Annotated in this window: 9 protein-coding genes and 2 pseudogenes; all 11 read left to right on the plus strand. The window is 38.7% G+C overall.

Annotated elements, in window-relative coordinates; translation table 11 throughout:
- Positions 1-3: 3 nt before the first annotated feature.
- Positions 4-7,599, plus strand: coding sequence for a S8 family serine peptidase (locus tag C8P64_RS06475; RefSeq protein ID WP_108171197.1), 7,596 nt, complete (start codon positions 4-6; stop codon positions 7,597-7,599).
- A gap of 192 nt (positions 7,600-7,791) precedes the next feature.
- A complete protein-coding gene (locus tag C8P64_RS06480) occupies positions 7,792-8,346 on the plus strand; it encodes a hypothetical protein (protein WP_108171198.1) in 555 nt (184 codons plus the stop codon).
- 720 nt (positions 8,347-9,066) lie between these two features.
- Positions 9,067-9,540 carry a UpxY family transcription antiterminator gene (locus C8P64_RS06485; RefSeq protein ID WP_108171199.1) on the plus strand — a complete coding sequence of 158 codons (474 nt, stop codon included), beginning with the start codon at positions 9,067-9,069 and terminating at the stop codon, positions 9,538-9,540.
- A gap of 236 nt (positions 9,541-9,776) precedes the next feature.
- Complete coding sequence (gmd, locus tag C8P64_RS06490) at positions 9,777-10,889, plus strand: GDP-mannose 4,6-dehydratase (protein ID WP_108171200.1); 1,113 nt, start codon at positions 9,777-9,779, stop codon at positions 10,887-10,889.
- Positions 10,890-10,916: 27 nt separating this feature from the next.
- Positions 10,917-12,167, plus strand: a complete 1,251-nt coding sequence (gene lhgO / locus C8P64_RS06495; RefSeq protein ID WP_108171201.1) for an L-2-hydroxyglutarate oxidase — start codon at positions 10,917-10,919, stop codon at positions 12,165-12,167.
- A gap of 25 nt (positions 12,168-12,192) precedes the next feature.
- Positions 12,193-13,362, plus strand: coding sequence for a GDP-L-fucose synthase family protein (locus tag C8P64_RS06500; protein WP_108171300.1), 1,170 nt, complete (start codon positions 12,193-12,195; stop codon positions 13,360-13,362).
- A 171-nt stretch (positions 13,363-13,533) separates the two neighbouring features.
- The gene (locus C8P64_RS06505) at positions 13,534-14,973 is read left to right on the plus strand and encodes a hypothetical protein (RefSeq protein WP_146167190.1); all 1,440 of its coding nucleotides are present in this window, start codon (positions 13,534-13,536) and stop codon (positions 14,971-14,973) included.
- Positions 14,974-15,056: 83 nt separating this feature from the next.
- Positions 15,057-16,688 carry a hypothetical protein gene (locus tag C8P64_RS06510; protein ID WP_108171203.1) on the plus strand — a complete coding sequence of 544 codons (1,632 nt, stop codon included), beginning with the start codon at positions 15,057-15,059 and terminating at the stop codon, positions 16,686-16,688.
- A 73-nt stretch (positions 16,689-16,761) separates the two neighbouring features.
- The gene (locus C8P64_RS06515; RefSeq protein WP_108171204.1) at positions 16,762-17,799 is read left to right on the plus strand and encodes a Gfo/Idh/MocA family protein; all 1,038 of its coding nucleotides are present in this window, start codon (positions 16,762-16,764) and stop codon (positions 17,797-17,799) included.
- A gap of 15 nt (positions 17,800-17,814) precedes the next feature.
- Positions 17,815-18,051, plus strand: a pseudogene (locus C8P64_RS16720) (LbetaH domain-containing protein); the annotation flags it as partial.
- 93 nt (positions 18,052-18,144) lie between these two features.
- A pseudogene (locus C8P64_RS16725) lies at positions 18,145-18,294 on the plus strand (acyltransferase); the annotation flags it as partial.
- Positions 18,295-18,315 lie beyond the last annotated feature (21 nt).

Below are 18,315 nucleotides of genomic sequence, written 5' to 3' on the forward strand. Positions count from 1 at the left end.
AACATGAAGGAGCAGGATGACGAAAGTGTCGACCACTGGCTCAATAGAAATGCCTCACAAAGAAAGGCACTTCGCTCCATGTTAAACGTATTGAAGAGCAGGGAGGTGAAGGAATTCGATACTGAGATTAATCAAGAAAAAAATAACGATAGCAAAAATAGAATTATGAATAAAATTACACAGTTATTTAAAAAGCTGGGAATCCTGACGATCATGTTATGGATGGCCGGTTCTTTAAATCTTATGGCCCAAAATTCCGATTTTGTGCCGGGTAAGGTTCGGATAAAGATCAAGCCGGACAAATTAGAATTAGTTGTAAAGGACCTTAATAAGGCATCAACCAGTGGTGTTCTAAAAACAGGACTTAGCAGCTTTGATAAAATCAGCGCGAGGTATGCAGCCTCTAAAATGCGCCGCCTTTTTCCAGATGCAGGAAAGAACGAGGCAAAACACATTAAGCATGGTCTTCATCTTTGGTATGAAATAAATGTTGAGAACGAGGCAGATATCAAGGCAGTTGCCAATGAATATGGAGGGAATGAATATATTTCCTGGGCAGAGCCAATTCGTCAGAAATCTTTGAACTATTCTGGAAGCAGTGTAGTAGAAAGACCAAGCGCTGCTGCCATGGAAACTACTACCAACGATCCTTATCTAAGCGATCAATGGCATCTTTCCAATGACGGAAGTCTTGAAGGATCGGTTGCAGGATCAGATATCAATGCTCCAAAAGCATGGGACATAAGCATGGGGAAATCCAATGTGATCGTTGCCGTGGTTGATGGTGGTGTAGATACAGATCACGAAGACCTAAAAGATAATATGTGGATAAATACCGCAGAATTAAACGGTACACCCGGAGAAGATGATGACTTTAACGGGTATGTAGATGATGTGTATGGATATAACTTCGCTGAGAACCAGGGTGAGATCACAGATCAGGACCATGGAACTCACGTTGCCGGAACAGTAGCAGCCACCAGCAACAACGGTAAAGGGGTAGCCGGCGTTGCAGGTGGATCCGGTAATGGCGACGGAGTAAAGATCATTTCAGCCCAGGTATTTAGCGATAACGGTTCCGGAAGCTTTGCTCCTGCAATCGTTTATGGTGCAGATAATGGTGCGGTGATCTCTCAGAACTCCTGGGGTTACCAGTCTGCTGGTGCATTTGAGCAGGCAGTACTGGATGCGATCGATTATTTTATCGAGGAAGCAGGAAACTATCCTGGAAGCCCGATGAAGGGTGGAGTAGTATTATTCGCTGCCGGAAATAATGGAAGAGACGAAATTCACTACCCAAGTTATTATGACCAGACCATCGCTATCGCTTCTACCGGAACCGATTATAAAAAAGCGAATTACTCAAACTATGGAACCTGGGTAGACCTAACTACTACCGGTGGAAGTTTGAGACAGGGAAATAAAAGCCAGGTGTTAAGTACACTTCCAGATAACCGTTACGGTTATATGCAGGGAACTTCCATGGCGACTCCTCATGCTTCAGGTATCGCAGCACTTGTGATCTCTAAATATGGATCTGAAACTTTTACTAGCGAAGACCTTAAAAAGCGTTTGTTCCGTGGGATCAGGGAGATCGATTCTCATAACCCGGAGTTCGAAGGAAAACTAGGGCTAGGATTTATGGATGCTTACCTGGCACTTGCGCCAGATGATGAGCAGGCACCTGAAACCATCTCTGACCTAACTCTATTGGGAACATCAGAAGATTTCGCAACGCTGAGCTTCACGGTTCCTTCAGATGCTGGAGATACGACTCCTTACGAATATAAACTTCAGTGGTCCAAAAACATGGATATGAGCGAAGCTTCAGAAATGATGGTCGCTAATGATTTCAGCAACGTGGGAGATCTTATCGAAACTACCGTTGAAGGCCTTGATTTCGAGACTACCTATTACTTCACCGTAACGGCTATAGATCGTTGGGGTAATGCTGCTGAAGCTTCCAACCAGGTTGAAGCAACTACCAACCAGGGGCCAGATATCGCTACAGATGTGGCTAACATCAATGTGAATATCGATACCCAGGTAGATGAAAATGCTCTTGAGAACTTCAAGATCCTTAACCAACAGGATGGAATTCTTAACTGGGATTCAGAAATTCGTCAGGTTTCCAATTTCCAGTCATACACCAGGGCTGCATTACCAGCTAGAGGAACTACGGTTAGTGCAAACCAGCTTACTGTAAAGCAGGAACCGGTTGAATTTGTCCAGAAATTCGAAACCAGGAACGCGGTTCAGAATGCATGGGAATCTTCAGAGAAAAAATATCATGGTATCAATCCAATTTATATTATTGGAGAGACCGATACCACAGCGACCAACTCTTCTGCCACCAGGTTTAGAGTAGATGAGGCTGACGGCTTCAACCTTACTTATGTTAAGGCTTATTTGAACCTTGACCAGGAAGATGGTCCTGCCATCCTGGAGATCTATAAAGGAGAAGAGCTGCTTGAGGATAATCTTATCTATTCAGACGACCAGTTCGTAGGTCGCAGCGAGAACGATTCCAGATATCATGGGTATAACCTGAAAGAACAATTGTTCTTTGAGCAGGGAACTACTTTCTGGATCGTATTCCATATTCCTGCCGGGAACCTTTACCCGCTTGGAGTTGGGCCGGAGCAAAGCCCGGAGCAATCAGATAATGCTTTGATGAGTTTTGACCTTGGGGAAACCTGGGTGCCGCTTGCAGGGGCCATGAACAACGATCAGTTCGTTTGGGCCGTTACTGCTGCAAGCAATGTGGAGCCTCTTCATAATTATATGACGCTAAACCCAACGGAGGGTCAGATACTTGGGGTAGGTGAACAGGATATGGAAGTTGCTATTGACGCCAGCCAGCTGATCAATGGTAACTACAAGTCTAATATCGTTATTAATTCTAACGATTCAGACACACCAATTCACAGGGTAGCTGCAGATGTGACCGTTACTGGTCATAAGCCGGCGCTTGCTACCAATAATATCCTTGACTTCGGAAGCGTTTTCAACGGGCTTTCAGCAACCAGGGAAATGACTATTCAGAACACAGGTTTTGGAAGATTCAGAACCCGTACGGTAACTTCTTCAAGTCCAAGTTTTAAGGTGAATACTTCTACTTTTTCCTTGAATGTTGCCGCCAAATCTGAAACTACGATGTCTATTACCTATACACCATCTGGGGTAGGTAACGAAAATGCTGAGATCACACTTACCAGCTGGAATGGTGATGTTCATACTTTCAACGTATTTGGTGTTGGAACTGAATCAGCGCATATCGAGGCCGATCCTGCGGTAGTGAACTTCGAAAACATCAATGTTGGAGATAACGCCCAGGCAAGTTTCACTTTGAAGAATACAGGAGAATATCCACTTCAATACGGATTCCCTGCATTTACTGAAGATGTAAGTCATATCGAGAATCTTCCGGAGAGTGTTCAGCGTTATCCATACGTGATGGAAAGAACACCCTATAATGGTTATGAATTCAATGATATCTCTACTTCCGGGACAGATATTACCGAATTCTTTAAATCCAACCCGATGAACAACTATTATAATGTTGATCTTGGGTTTGACTTCCCATTCTTCGGAAAAGCGGTAGACCACATGTATATCACTAAATATGGTGTGCTTACTCTAGGAAAAAACGGGAATTTTAATTCCACTTCTAAGTTCCATAGCGCTCAATTGCCAGATGGATACATATCAGGATTGTTAAAAGAATGGGCTCTTTCCAAAGCTGGAAGCATCCATTTGAAGAGAGAAGTTGGTAAACTGATCGTTCAGTATACCGATGTTAGACACTCAAATGACAGGGATAATGTTGCGATTACCTTCCAGATCGAGCTTTACAGCGATGGAGACATCAAATTGATCTATGATAAGTTCGACGGATTATTTTCTTACCAGTTGAGAAGTTTCTATAGCGCTATTGAAAATGAGGCTAAGAATGATGGTGTCCTGGTTAATTCCAGCTCTGATAAGGTAGAATTACCAATGATGCCTCAGCAGATCGTTCATATCCACAGCCCAGGACTTGGTCTTATCAAAGAAGTTACCGAGGCCAAAGGAATGATACAGCCAGGTGAATCGAAAGAGGTCATGATCACTCTTGATGGTGAAAAACTTATCGAGGGAACGCATAAGGAATATATTTCAGTTCTTTCCAATGATCCTTTTAATAGCTCTATTCCGCTAGAAGTGAATATCGATGTAGTTGGTGGAGGAGAATCTGAACTGATTCTTAGTGAGACCGAAGTGGACCTTGGTGATAATTTTCAGCAGGCAGAAGTTAGAGGAATAATTGGTGCCAAGAACGAAGGTTCGAAGCAGATAGAAATTACTGATATCAACTTTGCTAACGCGAGTCTTCGTTTTGAAGGAGAGAGCAGTGTGGTGATCGAGCCAAACCAGACCCTGTTCATTGAATATACGCTGAACACTTCTGAGGTTGGTGCAGTGAACAATACACTTACTTTAACCGATAGTGAAGGCGCAACTTACGAAGTAGCCTTTACAGGAAATGTGATCGATGCTCCAGGTATTGAAGTAATGGAGACTGAATATTCAGTTTCTATGAACCCTGATGAGGAAATGACGAAAAGTTTCAAAGTTACTAACACCGGGAAGTCAACCTTGGAATATGCGATCGCAGCTACAGAGCACGTGACCGTTCAGCAGCCAGCAGCTCAGAATTCGGTTCCTGAATTTACTTATGTACATCGTTCTACTTATGACGAGACCATGCAGCCGAATGCGCAGTGGATAAAACTCAACGAGGAGGACAAAGTTCAATTCTACCTGGCTGATGGAGATCTTTGGGAGGTACTTGACCTGCCTTTCGAATTCGAATTCTACGAGGAAAAATATGATAAAGTCTGGATGAGTAGCCAGGGTGTTTTAAGCTTTGATGAGATCGAGGATGAGTCATTATCTTACTTTGTACCTCCATCTGTTCCTAACGATGATGAGTTAAACAATATAATTTCTCCATATTTTGCGGCTGGTGGACCAAATACTAACCTTGCTGAAGATCAGTGGGGAAGATATATGAAAGCCTTTGATGATAAAGTGGTTTTCGAATGGAGAGGTTACAACAACCTGTTCTATATTGGAGGAGAATTTAGCATACAGGCCATACTATACAAAAATGGAAAGATCAAGTTCCAGTATAAGAACGATCCTTCCAAGCCAATTAGAGCCTTCTACGGACTTATAGGTATCGAAAACAAAGATGGATCTGATGGAACCCAGATCGCTTACTACCAGGATTACCTGGCGAACGAGGTAGCTGTAGAATTTAACCCTGCAACCAAGGAAACTCTTGAGGCCGGCGCCAGCAGGGAATATGATCTTACTTTCAATACGAATGGAGCCAATGCTGGAACTTATGAGGAATCCTTAAAAGTGATCAATAATACTCCGTTAACTCCTGAAGTTGTAGTACCAATTAACCTTGAGGTTTCGGGTGATGCGGAATTAACATTCATTCCTGAAACAGTGGATCTTGGAGAAGAAATGGTAGGTCCAGATGCAGCATATATGCACGACGTTGCTTTCAAGAACACAGGTAAAAAGACCATGACGGTTAATAATATTCGTGTTGAAGATGCATCTACTGCAACTATAGAGCACCTCGTGTGGCACTTTAGATGGGGATGGAGCTGGCAACCAATTGGAGCAACAGATTCATTTACGGTCGAACCAGGTTTTGAATCTAAAACTTTCAGGCTTACGGTAAGTCCTCAAACTCCAAATGATGCTTATACTAACAAAGTGTTGGTTGATACCGATTTTGGGACTACTGAAGAGTTGCTTATAAAAGCTGCCTTCAAACTGCCACCATCGTTTACTGTTAACAATGAAGAGATCTATCACCTTGCTTTTAACGATGATGTATACACACATACTCTGAATATGGGGAATGTTGATGGAGAGTCTCCATTGAACTATACCATCGGGATGAACTATATGAGAACTGATGTAAGCCCGGCAGCGGCTCCACTGAATTCTGATGTAGATGCAACCCTATTGAGAAATGACGTGAGCTTTGAACCGAATTACTCGATCGTTCAGAACAACGAGGAATTCGCAAACATCCTGGCTCATGAAGATACTCAAAGTCCATGGACTTCTGTTGGATTCAACGGAGATCTTGTATTCGCGAGTTCAACGAGATTCATTGCACCGGAAAGTGGTTTCAATCTATCTCATATTCAAACCTGGTATGCATGGGGTGACTGGTTAAATTCAGACCTTACTGTAGAGATCAGGGTTGGAAACCAGCTGGAAGATTCAGATGTACTTTATAAAGAAACTTTGAACTATGTAGCAGAAACTGCAAATGTTGATGGAGAGCTTATCACTCTTGCCCTTGGTGAGACGGTAGATCTTCAGCCATATGAGAAGTTCTTTGTGGTGATCACTTATCCGCTTGGTGCTAACTATCCACAGGGTCTTGGTTATGTCGACGCTCACGAAAGCAACAGGTATAAGTTCTACAATGCAGGTTTCTGGTGGGATATCGCCGATGCAGGATTGTCCAATTCAGGATGGATCGTACGTGCCGGGGAAGTAGAGGCAGCTCAGAAGAACTGGCTTACTTTAACTGGAAATACCACTGGAGATGTTGCCGCAGGAGCGACTATGGATATGAATGTTGAATTAAATCCAGCCAGAGCTTCCAAGGCAAGTAATTTCGCGATGCTTAATATTGAAACCAATGATCCAGAGATGGAACTGGTAAGTATCCCGGTTACCCTTGATATTAACCAGGCGCCAGATCTAGTTGCTGATGAGATGTATTATGTTAATGAGAACGAAACGCTTAATATAAGCTTAGGTACTTCAGATCTTGAAGGAGACCTGGTTGCAGGAGCGAGAATGGCAGAGGCTAATCCTAAGACCGAACTTAACTTCGCTGAAGGAATGGTAGACTTCTCATTCAGTCCAGACTTTGAGGATGCGGGAATTCATACTTTCGACGTGATCCTTGAAGATGAAAATGGAATCGAAGGAACTTCTACTATCAAAGTTGAGGTTGTAGATGTGAACAGAGCTCCTGAAGCAAACCTTTTAGATAACCAGACCTTGAATCTTTATACAGGTGAATATCGTCTGGACTTGAGTTCAGTGTTTACCGATCCCGATGGTGACCAGGTAAGTTCATTGACTCCAACTTCGAGTAGTGAGGTAGTGGAGATATTTGTGAACGATAACAATATGCTGGTTACCCCATCTACTTTGGGTACTTCTACTATCACCCTTAAAGGAGTTGATGGTAGAGGCGGAGAGATCACAACAACATTTGATGTGGTTGTAGTAGACAAGGTTACCAATGACAGCGACTTAGAAGAAAGCTGGAAGGTTCATCCAAACCCTGTGAAAGAGGTAATGTATGTGAAGTTGTACAGCCCGGTGATGGAAAAGATGAACATCAGATTCTATAATACTCTTGGAGCACTGGTAAAAACGACTCAGTCTGAAGGCTCAGACTCGATGATCGAAGTGCCAGTCTCTAACCTTAGTCCTGGTATTTATTTTGTAGAAATAACTACAGAAAATGCCAGATCTGTAAAGAAGATTGTGAAAAATTGATTAAAATTCCTCTCTTTTTTAAACCCGGCTCCCTTACAGAGCCGGGTTTTTTATTTTAAGCTATGCCGATATAAGTTGTTTGATTACAGTTATTTGATAGTTAAAAACTTGTTGAAGAGAATTAAATAATTTAATTTATAAATCCTAAGTCATCCCCCTGATGCTTGATTGTTGAACTTTCAAATTTGAGGGATGAAAAAATATTTCTTTACACTGTTTATAGTAATATTCCTTGGTGCCTGCCAGGGCGATGAAGTTACCAACGATCCACTATTAGACGATATTTATGATGCAAAGCCAGACTTCGTTGAATATTTCAGGGCTGAAATAAACGGAGAAACTTTTGAGGTCCTTAACGGGGATCAGATTAAAGGTACCGTCTACCCCAGTGACGATACTGGAAATATAAACTTCGATTTTCTCGCAGAAATCTCAAAGAAGGAGCTTGAAACAGATTTTTATGAAGCTTTCAATTTCAAGGTCTGCTTTTTTGATGGGCCGGGAACTTATTATACGGGTACGAGAGAAACCGTAAGCTGGGCTATGTACTGGTATGATTTTGAATTATGGGAAAATCATTATGCCTTTGGAACAGAACCGGGCACTGTAACCATCACCAAATTTACCGACCAGGTTGTAGAGGGGACTTTTAGCTTTGAAGGTTTTAACAATCAACTTGAAAACACGATCCTTGCCGAGGGTGAGTTTGGGATCATCCTGGAATCTAAAGAGGTTTATCACAACTAGTTGAATGGAATTTAAATTCAATACTTACCCTACCTAAATTCTTGGCAAAATAATTTCATTCCAGGTTTCTAAATCCGGTATAGATAGCTTAATTATACGCAATAAACCTTCCCAAGTTAAATATTTAGGGGGTGTTATTCTATTCGGCAAATTAATTGAAGTGATATGCGTTTCATAATCTCTAATTTACCTTTAGTCTATTTTCTTAAAATTTATAACTAGCTAGTATTCAACATGTTAAAAATTTAAGATTTGCAGTTTTCTTATATAATTTCGATTAAATTGTTTATTTCTAAAACTTATGCTTTTAATAATAGATATTTTTATTAATTACTTAACGAAAGGGTTGAGGTATACTTAATATTATGTTCTGATAGTAAAATGTAGGACGTAAATTTAACATTTCGTTGTTGCCAGAATTGATTCAATTTCTTAATTTCATCTTAACATTTACTATTACCCTACGATTTAGTTTCCCTACTTTTTATAATTTTTTTTCTCCCCTTATCACTTAATATTCCTACTCAAGAGCAATAATCATTGTGACTCTTGTGGCGAAGCCATATCTAATTAGCATTAACTTCGACCATAAGATCAAATTTTCTTCCCCCCGCGCAGCAATATTTACGCTGTTTTTTACCCAATTCTGAATTATTTATTGACTGGAATTCTTAATCGAATTCCCTTAGTGTTTAATACTAATTTTTAAAAATTGTATGTATGGGGTGGTATGTCTTGTATACAAAGCCACGGTCTGAAATAAAAGTTGCAGATAGTCTGGCCGAGGCTAATTTTGAAGTTTATTGTCCTACCATTAAAGAGGTTCGGCAATGGAGCGACCGGAAGAAAAAAGTTGAGGTTCCCTTATTTTCCTCTTATCTATTCATAAAGATCAAAAACAGCGAAAGGGCTAAGGTTTTTAATTATCCCGGAGTGATTAAATATTTGTTTTGGCTGGGAAAACCTGCAATTGCCAGGGATGAAGAAATTGAAGTAATTAAAAACTGGCTGGAAAAGGATACTTATGATCATTTTACTATAGAGAGTATTTCACCTGGCGACAGGGTTAAAATAAAATCTGGTCCCTTTCAAAATAAAGAAGGTATTGTACAGGATATTGGTTCTAAAAGAATGCGCCTTATTTTGAAGGAAATGGGCCTTACAGTAAATGTCAAATTGAAGGAAATCGCCTAAATTATTGAATCAATTGATAGGAAATAGTATGTCAATTCCAAAAATTATAGACTAAACCGTAGTATAATTCTCTCATTTAGAATATGAGTTGAATTAATATTCTTACTTGATAAAATCTATAAAAAGGAATAGCAGGATTTTCTACTTCAATATTATAAAAGTTAAGCCTTAACAGTTGCTATACATAGTTAAGAGTACCCGAAAAATCTTATTATTTAAATGAAAACCACTGGAATATGAAAGTTGCATTAATAACAGGTGTTACAGGACAGGATGGTGCCTATCTGAGTGAATTTCTTTTGGGTAAAGGATATGTTGTTCACGGGCTAAAAAGGAGATCTTCTCAATTTAATACAGCCAGAATAGATCATCTTTACCAGGATCCTCATGAAGAAAATAGAAATTTCATTTTGCATTATGGGGATATGACAGATAGTACATCGATAATAAGGTTGATCCAGCAAATAAAACCTGATGAAATATACAATTTAGCGGCTATGAGTCATGTCCAGGTTTCATTTGAGACGCCAGAGTATACTGGTAATACCGACGCCTTAGGTGTACTGCGTATTTTAGATGCAGTTAGGTTATTGGGACTTGAACAAAAAACAAAGGTCTATCAGGCCTCGACCTCTGAATTATATGGAAAGGTCCTGGAAGTTCCGCAAACTGAGAAAACTCCATTTTATCCTAGAAGTCCTTATGCAATTGCAAAAATGTATGGTTTTTGGGTTACCGTAAATTATCGTGAAGCCTATGATATGTTTGCCTGCAACGGAATTCTTTTTAATCATGAATCACCTATACGTGGAGAAACCTTTGTCACCAGAAAAATAACCAGAGCAATATCAAGAATTGCTTTAGGACTACAGGATAAAATGTATTTGGGAAATCTGGATGCCCGCAGAGACTGGGGACATGCTAAGGATTATGTTAGAGTCATGTGGATGATATTACAGGCAGAGGAGCCAGAAGATTGGGTCATAGCCACAGGAATATCGACCAGTGTAAGGGATTTTGTAATAGCAGCTTTTGGAGAAATTGGAGTTGAGCTGGAATTTCAAGGTAAAGATTTACAAGAGAAGGCCTTTGTGAAATATTGCTCGAACCCAGACTTTCAGTTAGAGATCGGAAAAGAAATTCTTTCAATTGATCCACGATATTTCCGACCTACAGAAGTTGATTTATTAGTAGGAGATTCTACAAAAGCACGGACGAAATTAGGATGGAAACCAGAATATAATCTTGTAACCTTGATTAAAGAAATGATGGAAAGTGATCTTAATCTTATGAGAAGGGAAAGATACCTTAATGAGGTTGGCTTTAAAACCCTTAACTACTACGAATAGCTATAATTTCTTTAGATCTTAATAAGAATGGCTACAGATTTAAAATACGATTATCTCTTAATAGGAGCAGGGATCATGGGTATGACCATAGCCTATGAACTAAAAAAAGCTGAACCCGATGCCCGCATTGCTATAATTGAGAAAGAACAAAACGTAGCAATGCATGCCAGTGGCAGGAACAGTGGAGTATTACATGCTGGTTTTTATTATAGTCCAGATTCAATGAAGGCAAGATTTACAAGAGATGGCAATAAGTTAATGAAGGAGTTTTGCAGGAATAATGGAATAAAAGTAAATGAATGTAAAAAAGTAGTGGTTGCTCAAAATGAAGAAGAACTTAAAGCCTTATTCGAATTGGAAAGGAGAGGGAAAGAAAATGGGGTTGAACTCTATTTAGTAAATGAGGAAGAACTTCAAAAGATAGAGCCTAATGCAAAAACCTATAAGTATGCTCTTTTTTCCCCAACAACTGCAACAGTGGATCCCAGGGAAGTTTGCCAGGTTCTAAAGAATGATTTGCTGAACAAGGGAATACGGTTTTTTTTCAATAGCGGTTATATAGAAAGGAACGGAAACAATGTGATAACCAAAAGCCATATTTTTAATGCGAGATTTGTAATTAATTGTGCAGGACTGTACGCGGATAAGATTGCCCGTGATTTTGGATTTTCAGACTCCTACACCATCATTCCTTTTAAAGGACGATATTTGAAATATTCAGGAGAAGTAAGACCGGTTTCCACAAATATATACCCGGTTCCTAACCTGGAGAATCCATTCCTTGGAGTACATTATACGATCACTTCAAAAGGTGATATAAAAATTGGGCCTACGGCAATGCCTGCATTTTGGAGGGAAAACTATAAAGGCTTAAGTAATTTCAGACTTAATGAATTTCTTGAGATCATATATTTTGAAGGTAAATTGTTTTTTAGAAATGCTTTTAATTTTAGAAAACTTGCCTGGTCTGAAATTAAAAAAAACAACAAAAAATATTTTGCAGGTTTAGCCTTGAGCCTGGTCAAATCTGTTGATGCTTCAAAATTCGATCAATGGCTTCCTTCAGGTATAAGAGCCCAATTATTAAATAAGGAAAGCCTTCAGTTAGAAATGGACTTTATAGTGGAAGGAGATGAGAATTCCCTGCATTTACTAAATGCAGTTTCCCCGGCCTTTACCTGTAGTTTTGCCCTTGCAAAATTCATAGTCCAGGAAAAGCTGAGACTTGGCAACAAGGTCGATTTAACCACAAGTTTAAGCTCTACAGGAACAATTTGATTTCAATTTTATAATAGGAATGCTGATGCTGAAAAATTCTAAAATTTATGTTGCTGGGCACAATGGTTTGGTTGGAAGTGCCATTACAAGGAATCTTCGAAGCAAAGGATATTCAAATATTCTTACCAGATCACATGAAGAACTTGATCTAAAGGACTGCGAAGCCGTCAGGACATTTTTTGAAGAGGAGAAGCCAGATTATGTTTTCCTGGCAGCTGCAAAAGTCGGTGGAATTGTCGCTAATAATAAATACAGAGCCGATTTTCTTTATGAAAACTTAATGATTCAAACGAATGTAATTCATCAAAGTTATCTTCATGGAGTTAAAAAGTTGCTGTTTTTAGGGAGTACCTGTATATATCCTAAAAACTGTCCGCAGCCTATAAAAGAGGAATACCTTCTTACCGGAAGCTTAGAATATACTAATGAGCCTTATGCTATTGCGAAAATAGCCGGGATGAAAATGTGCGAATCTTATAATCTTCAATACGGTACTAACTTCATTTCAGCAATGCCTACTAACCTATACGGTCCTGGAGACAATTTTGATCTTGAAAAATCTCACGTTTTACCCGCTCTACTCAGGAAGATGTACATAGGTAAACTTCTGGAAAAAAACGATTGGGAAGCTCTACAAGTTCATCTACGAGAAATGCCCTTGAATGGGATAAAAAACAAAAAAACAAGCAAAGACGAAATTATCAGATCTCTGGAAAACTATGGAATAAAGCTAGATAATGGCCAGGTGAGGGTGGAAATCTGGGGTACAGGAAAACCCTTAAGAGAATTTCTATGGAGTGAGGATATGGCCGATGCCTGCGTGTTTCTAATGGAAAGAATAGATTTTAAGGATATTGTTTCCTCCATGGATAATAATGAAATAAGGAATTCTCATATGAATATTGGTACTGGCAAAGAAATATCAATTAAAGATCTGGCTGAACTGATAAAAGATATAGTAGGATTTGAAGGAGAACTATATTTTAATAAATCCAAAAAAGATGGAACCTTAAGAAAGGTCACAGACACTTCAAAATTGAATGACCTTGGATGGAGTGCTAGTGTTAATTTGAAGGAAGGTATTAATTGGATGTTCACAGACCTTCGAAACCTAATTAAGAAAAGGGAAAAATCAGATTCCCCAATAGACATAATGGAAAGGGTTTTAAAAGTTTCGCAGAAACCAGTAGAATGAAGCTTATTACTGTAAAAAGTAGAAGTTTCGAACTTGATTTAATAAATAATCGAAATTTACCGGAAGGATTAAATGATACTTAAGGGGATAAATAATTACTTTTCCAATGCTAACTCATGGCTTGCCTGGTTAGTTTTAGTTCTTCCAGTTTTGGTGATTTTTTCAATTACTATGGTTAAGGGACCATACTTACATCCCGATGAATTGGTAATTGTAGATCTTGGACGTTATATTCTCACACCTTCCTCTTCCTGGTCCATAACCTGGATTCCGTCGATACAGGAACCGGCATTTCTAATTTCATATTTAGGAGTGGTTATTCAGGAAATAAATTATGAATATCTCGGGCAATATGGCCCCAGGATCTTTTCTCTGCTTGGAGGAATTGCCGCCGCAACTTCTTTGGTAGGATGGCTGAAGAAAAGAAATATACCTATTAGAATTTCTCTATTACTAGGACTTGTATTCCTGCTCGATCCATTATTTGTTCAATCTTACACCATCGGCAGGATAGATGGTTGGTGTATGTTTTTATGTATTGGTGCCTGTTGGTTAATCCACGGTAGCTATGATGGTAAAAATAGTTTTAAATTAATTACAGCAGGAGCAATGGCGGCCTTAGCACTTTTTATCTGGCCATCTGCAATATTTCTTTTTCCTTTAATAATCTTAGAAATTTTTGAAATTTTTTTGAATAAAGGAGATCATAAGATAGACCTAAAACAAAAGCTGAATATTCTTGCATTATTTATTTTGGGGAGTCTCATTATAACTTTCATATTAGTGTTGCCGGTATTTGACCAGTTTTATAAACAATATGAAAATATAATTCAAAGCCTGTATGCTAATTCACATGCAGGATCAGAATATAATATTGATGGTCTTATAAATAACATTTATGAATTACCGCGCGTCCTAAAATTCAGTCCGTTTCTCGTAATCGCTGCTATTATCGCATTTATCAAAATAAAAGAGAAAGGCTTACTAATTTCATTAATGATAGTAACGGCTCTAATGGTAGTGACCTTGGTGTATATAAATCGGGTACAATATTTAATACCTTATTTGTTATTAGCCACTAGTACTTTGTACAGGAGAGAATTAAAATATATTATTTCTAATAATTTGAAAAGATGGCTTCTTGGGGTAATGCTTCTTTGGTCAATAAGTCTTTCAATTGTAGTAAGATCCTATTTGGTATATAATGATCAAAAACTGGATGAGAGGATGATGCTATACCAAGCTGCGGGAAACATGATTGGTGAAGGCGAGCATAGGGTTTATATTCCTTATGAATTCTATTATCCAGGTCGAACTTTTAACTGGGAAATGTATAGAGCATACCTGGCTAATAATAATCCATTAACTGTAGAGATATTAGGGAAGGTTCTGCCAAGAGTAGATCATGTTATAATGACAGAACCAACTGTAGAAATTGAGAATGAAATTATCAAAAAAGGCTTTGCAATAAAAGGAGAATATCAGCTGTATTTGGATCCACCTGAACCATTTAACGGGATAACAACAAATATGCAAAGAGTAAGGAACCTTTATTCGATATTTGATAAGCCTTATGGCCCTTATAAGCTTTATAGCCGGGAGAGCAATTAGAATTTTATAATCTCCTTTCAGCTATTGAAATAAGAAACTTCAACTCTAAAAGCATTGAATTTTATTTTTCAATATATACTGTAATGTATTCTGAAAGTAAAAATTTTTCTTCTAAAGATATATGGGCTTTTTGGATAGCTTGTGTGCTAATTGCAGTATTAATTCAACTTTATACCCTTGATGTTTTACCTCATTTACAACAGGATGAGGCCCAGATTACAGAATATGGCAGACTGGTTTTAGATCCCGAAAGTAATTGGTCTATAAACTGGAGGTTAGAGGAGAAAAAGCCTTTATTGTTATGGTCCTATTTGGGGCCTTTAATAGCGGAATCTAGTTTTCATATCTGGGGAGGTTCGGGGATTGGAACAAGAATAGCCTCGATCCTAGGAGCGGTTTTAGCAGCAACAATGGCATTTGGATGGTTACTTTCAAGAGATGTTGTAAAATACGCAGCATTTGGTTTAAGTCTGGCTTTTTTATTAGATCCTTTGTTCGTCCTGTCTCAAAGAATGGGAAGAGTAGATTCCTGGGTTATTGCTCTATGTCTTGGATGTTGTTGGCTTATAAGGTTTTCGAAATATAAAAATGAGAAACAAAAACGATTGTTAATTCCTTTATGCGGAGGTATAGCCGCAACGGCAGCATTAGTATGGCCTTCAGCAATTTTTCTTCTTCCCTTAATTTTTCTTGAACTTATTCAGAGCGCGCCAACTAAAGTGGAAAAAAGAGGTAAGTGGAAGATTGTAGGTAAAAGGTTTCTGCTGTTTGGTTTAGGAGGTTTTATTACAACGGTCCTGCTTTTATTACCAATTTTGGACAACCTGGTTTTAATTTTAAGCGATAGTTCAGCAATGATCTCCGGAAATATCGATGCTTCGAAATCTGCTGAAAGTAGATTCCTAAGTTTCTTTTCTAAAGACTCCTGGTTCAAATTAATAAAGGCCTTAATTAAAACTTGGACACCTTTTTTTCCTATGCTCGCATTGGCGGGGATAATTATCTGCCGTAAATCAAAATTGATTATAGCGTTTTTAGCGGCTCTGGTCCTAATATTTGCCTCTCTTGTATACGAATTTAGAGTGCTTTACTTACTGCCTTATTTTATGGTTCTCAGCAGCGGTCTGTTTTTGAATGGTAAAGTGAAGACTTATAAGAAGTGGATTAATAAAACAGCTGGGATCTCTTTGGGTTTACTGCTATTCTGGGCTGTATTTATCTCCCTGGGTTTGAGAACTTCTTTAGGTGCAAAAGTTAAATCAGAAAAAGATCGGAATAAGATTCTCAGCATGGCTACTAATTCTATTGGAGCTGGTGATTATAATGTATACCTGGATTTTACCTACGAATTTTATTTTGCGGGAAGATCGCTCGGGTGGAATTTATATACCCCATACATCCAATACTCACAGGATGAACAGGGGAATTGGATAAGGCAAAATGATCACCAGCCGGAAAAAGATTTTTTGAAGTTACTTGCTGATATGGATTATGCCCTGTTTTATGAATACATGGTGACCCCTGATCTTGAAAAACAAATTACATCGAGCGGATTAGTAGAGAAGCAAGTTTTTGATCTCGATACAGAATCTGAACCAATAGCAAAAGACAGGAGTAGAAACGAAGAAATTTTACTTTACTTTCTTCGGGGTCGAGAAAAATATGGCTCATTTATTCTGTACTCAAGAATGAACTCCCTTAATAGCAGTTTATAATCGCATCCAACACTATGCGAATAAGCCTGTAGCATATCGATGCTCAGCAATTTCATCCTAAAAATTATAGATCATGATTAATGTAGGAATAATAGGTTATGGATATTGGGGACCAAACCTCGTCCGTAATTTCTTTGCAGCTAATGACTGTATGGTTAAATCTGTAGCAGATGCCCGTCCGGAAAGACTTCAGCAATTAAATAAGCATTTTCCTGCAATCAAAGGTGTGTCGCAGGGGGATATGATAATTCGTGATTCAAAAATTGATGCGGTAGTAATAGCGACACCAGTTTTTACTCATTTTGAATTGGCAAAAAAGGCCCTAAATGCTGGAAAACATGTTCTTCTAGAAAAACCAATGGCTGCTTCTGCAGCAGAGGCAGAAATTCTAATCAATCTGGCAGAGAAAAAGGGGCTTTTACTTATGGTAGACCATACATTTCTATATACAGGGGCGGTACAGAAAATGAGGCAGTTAATCGATAGGCATGAATTGGGAAGTATTAAATACCTCGATTCAACAAGGATTAATTTAGGTCTATTCCAATCTGATATTAACGTGCTCTGGGACCTCGCTCCACACGATCTTTCAATTCTAAGTTATCTGGTCGATGAAAAACCCCATAGCGTTAATGCCCGCGGAATTACCCATACTTGCAATGGAATAGAGAATATTGCCTATCTCACGGTAAACTTTCCTTCAGGACTCATCGCTCATTTTAACTGTTCCTGGACCAGTCCGGTGAAAGTAAGAATGATGCTAATTGGTGGGGATGAAAAGATGATCCTTTATAATGATCTTGAAATAACTGAGAAGATCAAAGTCTACGATACGGGATATACATATTACAATGATGAAGAAAGACAACAGGTACTGGTGGATTATAGAACTGGTGATATTCATGTACCGAAAGTAAGCACTATCGAAGCTCTTCTAAATATGGCTAATGATTTTATCACCTGTATCAAAGAGAAAAAACAACCTCAGTCTTCCTGTTATTTAGGTTTAGAAGTGGTCAGGATCCTTGAAGCTTCTAATGAGTCCATTAAAAACAAGGGCCGTGAGGTCGTAGTAGATAATCTGTCTGCTTCGGTTGCATATAGTGCCTGATAATTAAAAATAATTATGGAAACAGTTTCAGCTAATAAGGATTACCAGATCCTGAATAATGTACGTTTAGGCAAGAACGTGAAAATATACAGCTTCGTGAATGCCTATGGTTGTAGTATAGATGAAGGTTCGAAAATAGGAACCTTTGTGGAGATTCAAAAAGGCGCAAGCATTGGTAAAAATTGCAAGATCTCAAGCCACAGCTTTATATGTGAAGGAGTGCATATCGCAGATAATGTATTTATAGGTCATAACGTAACCTTTATAAATGACAAATTTCCCAGGGCAACCAATGCAGATGGTATTCCACAAACAGAGGAAGACTGGAATTGTGAAAGTACCTATATAGAAGATGGAGCTTCCATTGGATCTAGTGCAACCTTGCTTTGTGGTATCACCATTGGAAGAGGTGCTATTGTTGGGGCCGGGTCTGTTGTTACGAAAAGTGTTCCTGAAAACGCCGTTGTTGCAGGTAACCCTGCGAAGGTTATTAAATATTTGGAAAAAAAACCTGTA

It is taken from the genome of Christiangramia gaetbulicola, assembly GCF_003054225.1.
Classification (GTDB): domain Bacteria; phylum Bacteroidota; class Bacteroidia; order Flavobacteriales; family Flavobacteriaceae; genus Christiangramia; species Christiangramia gaetbulicola.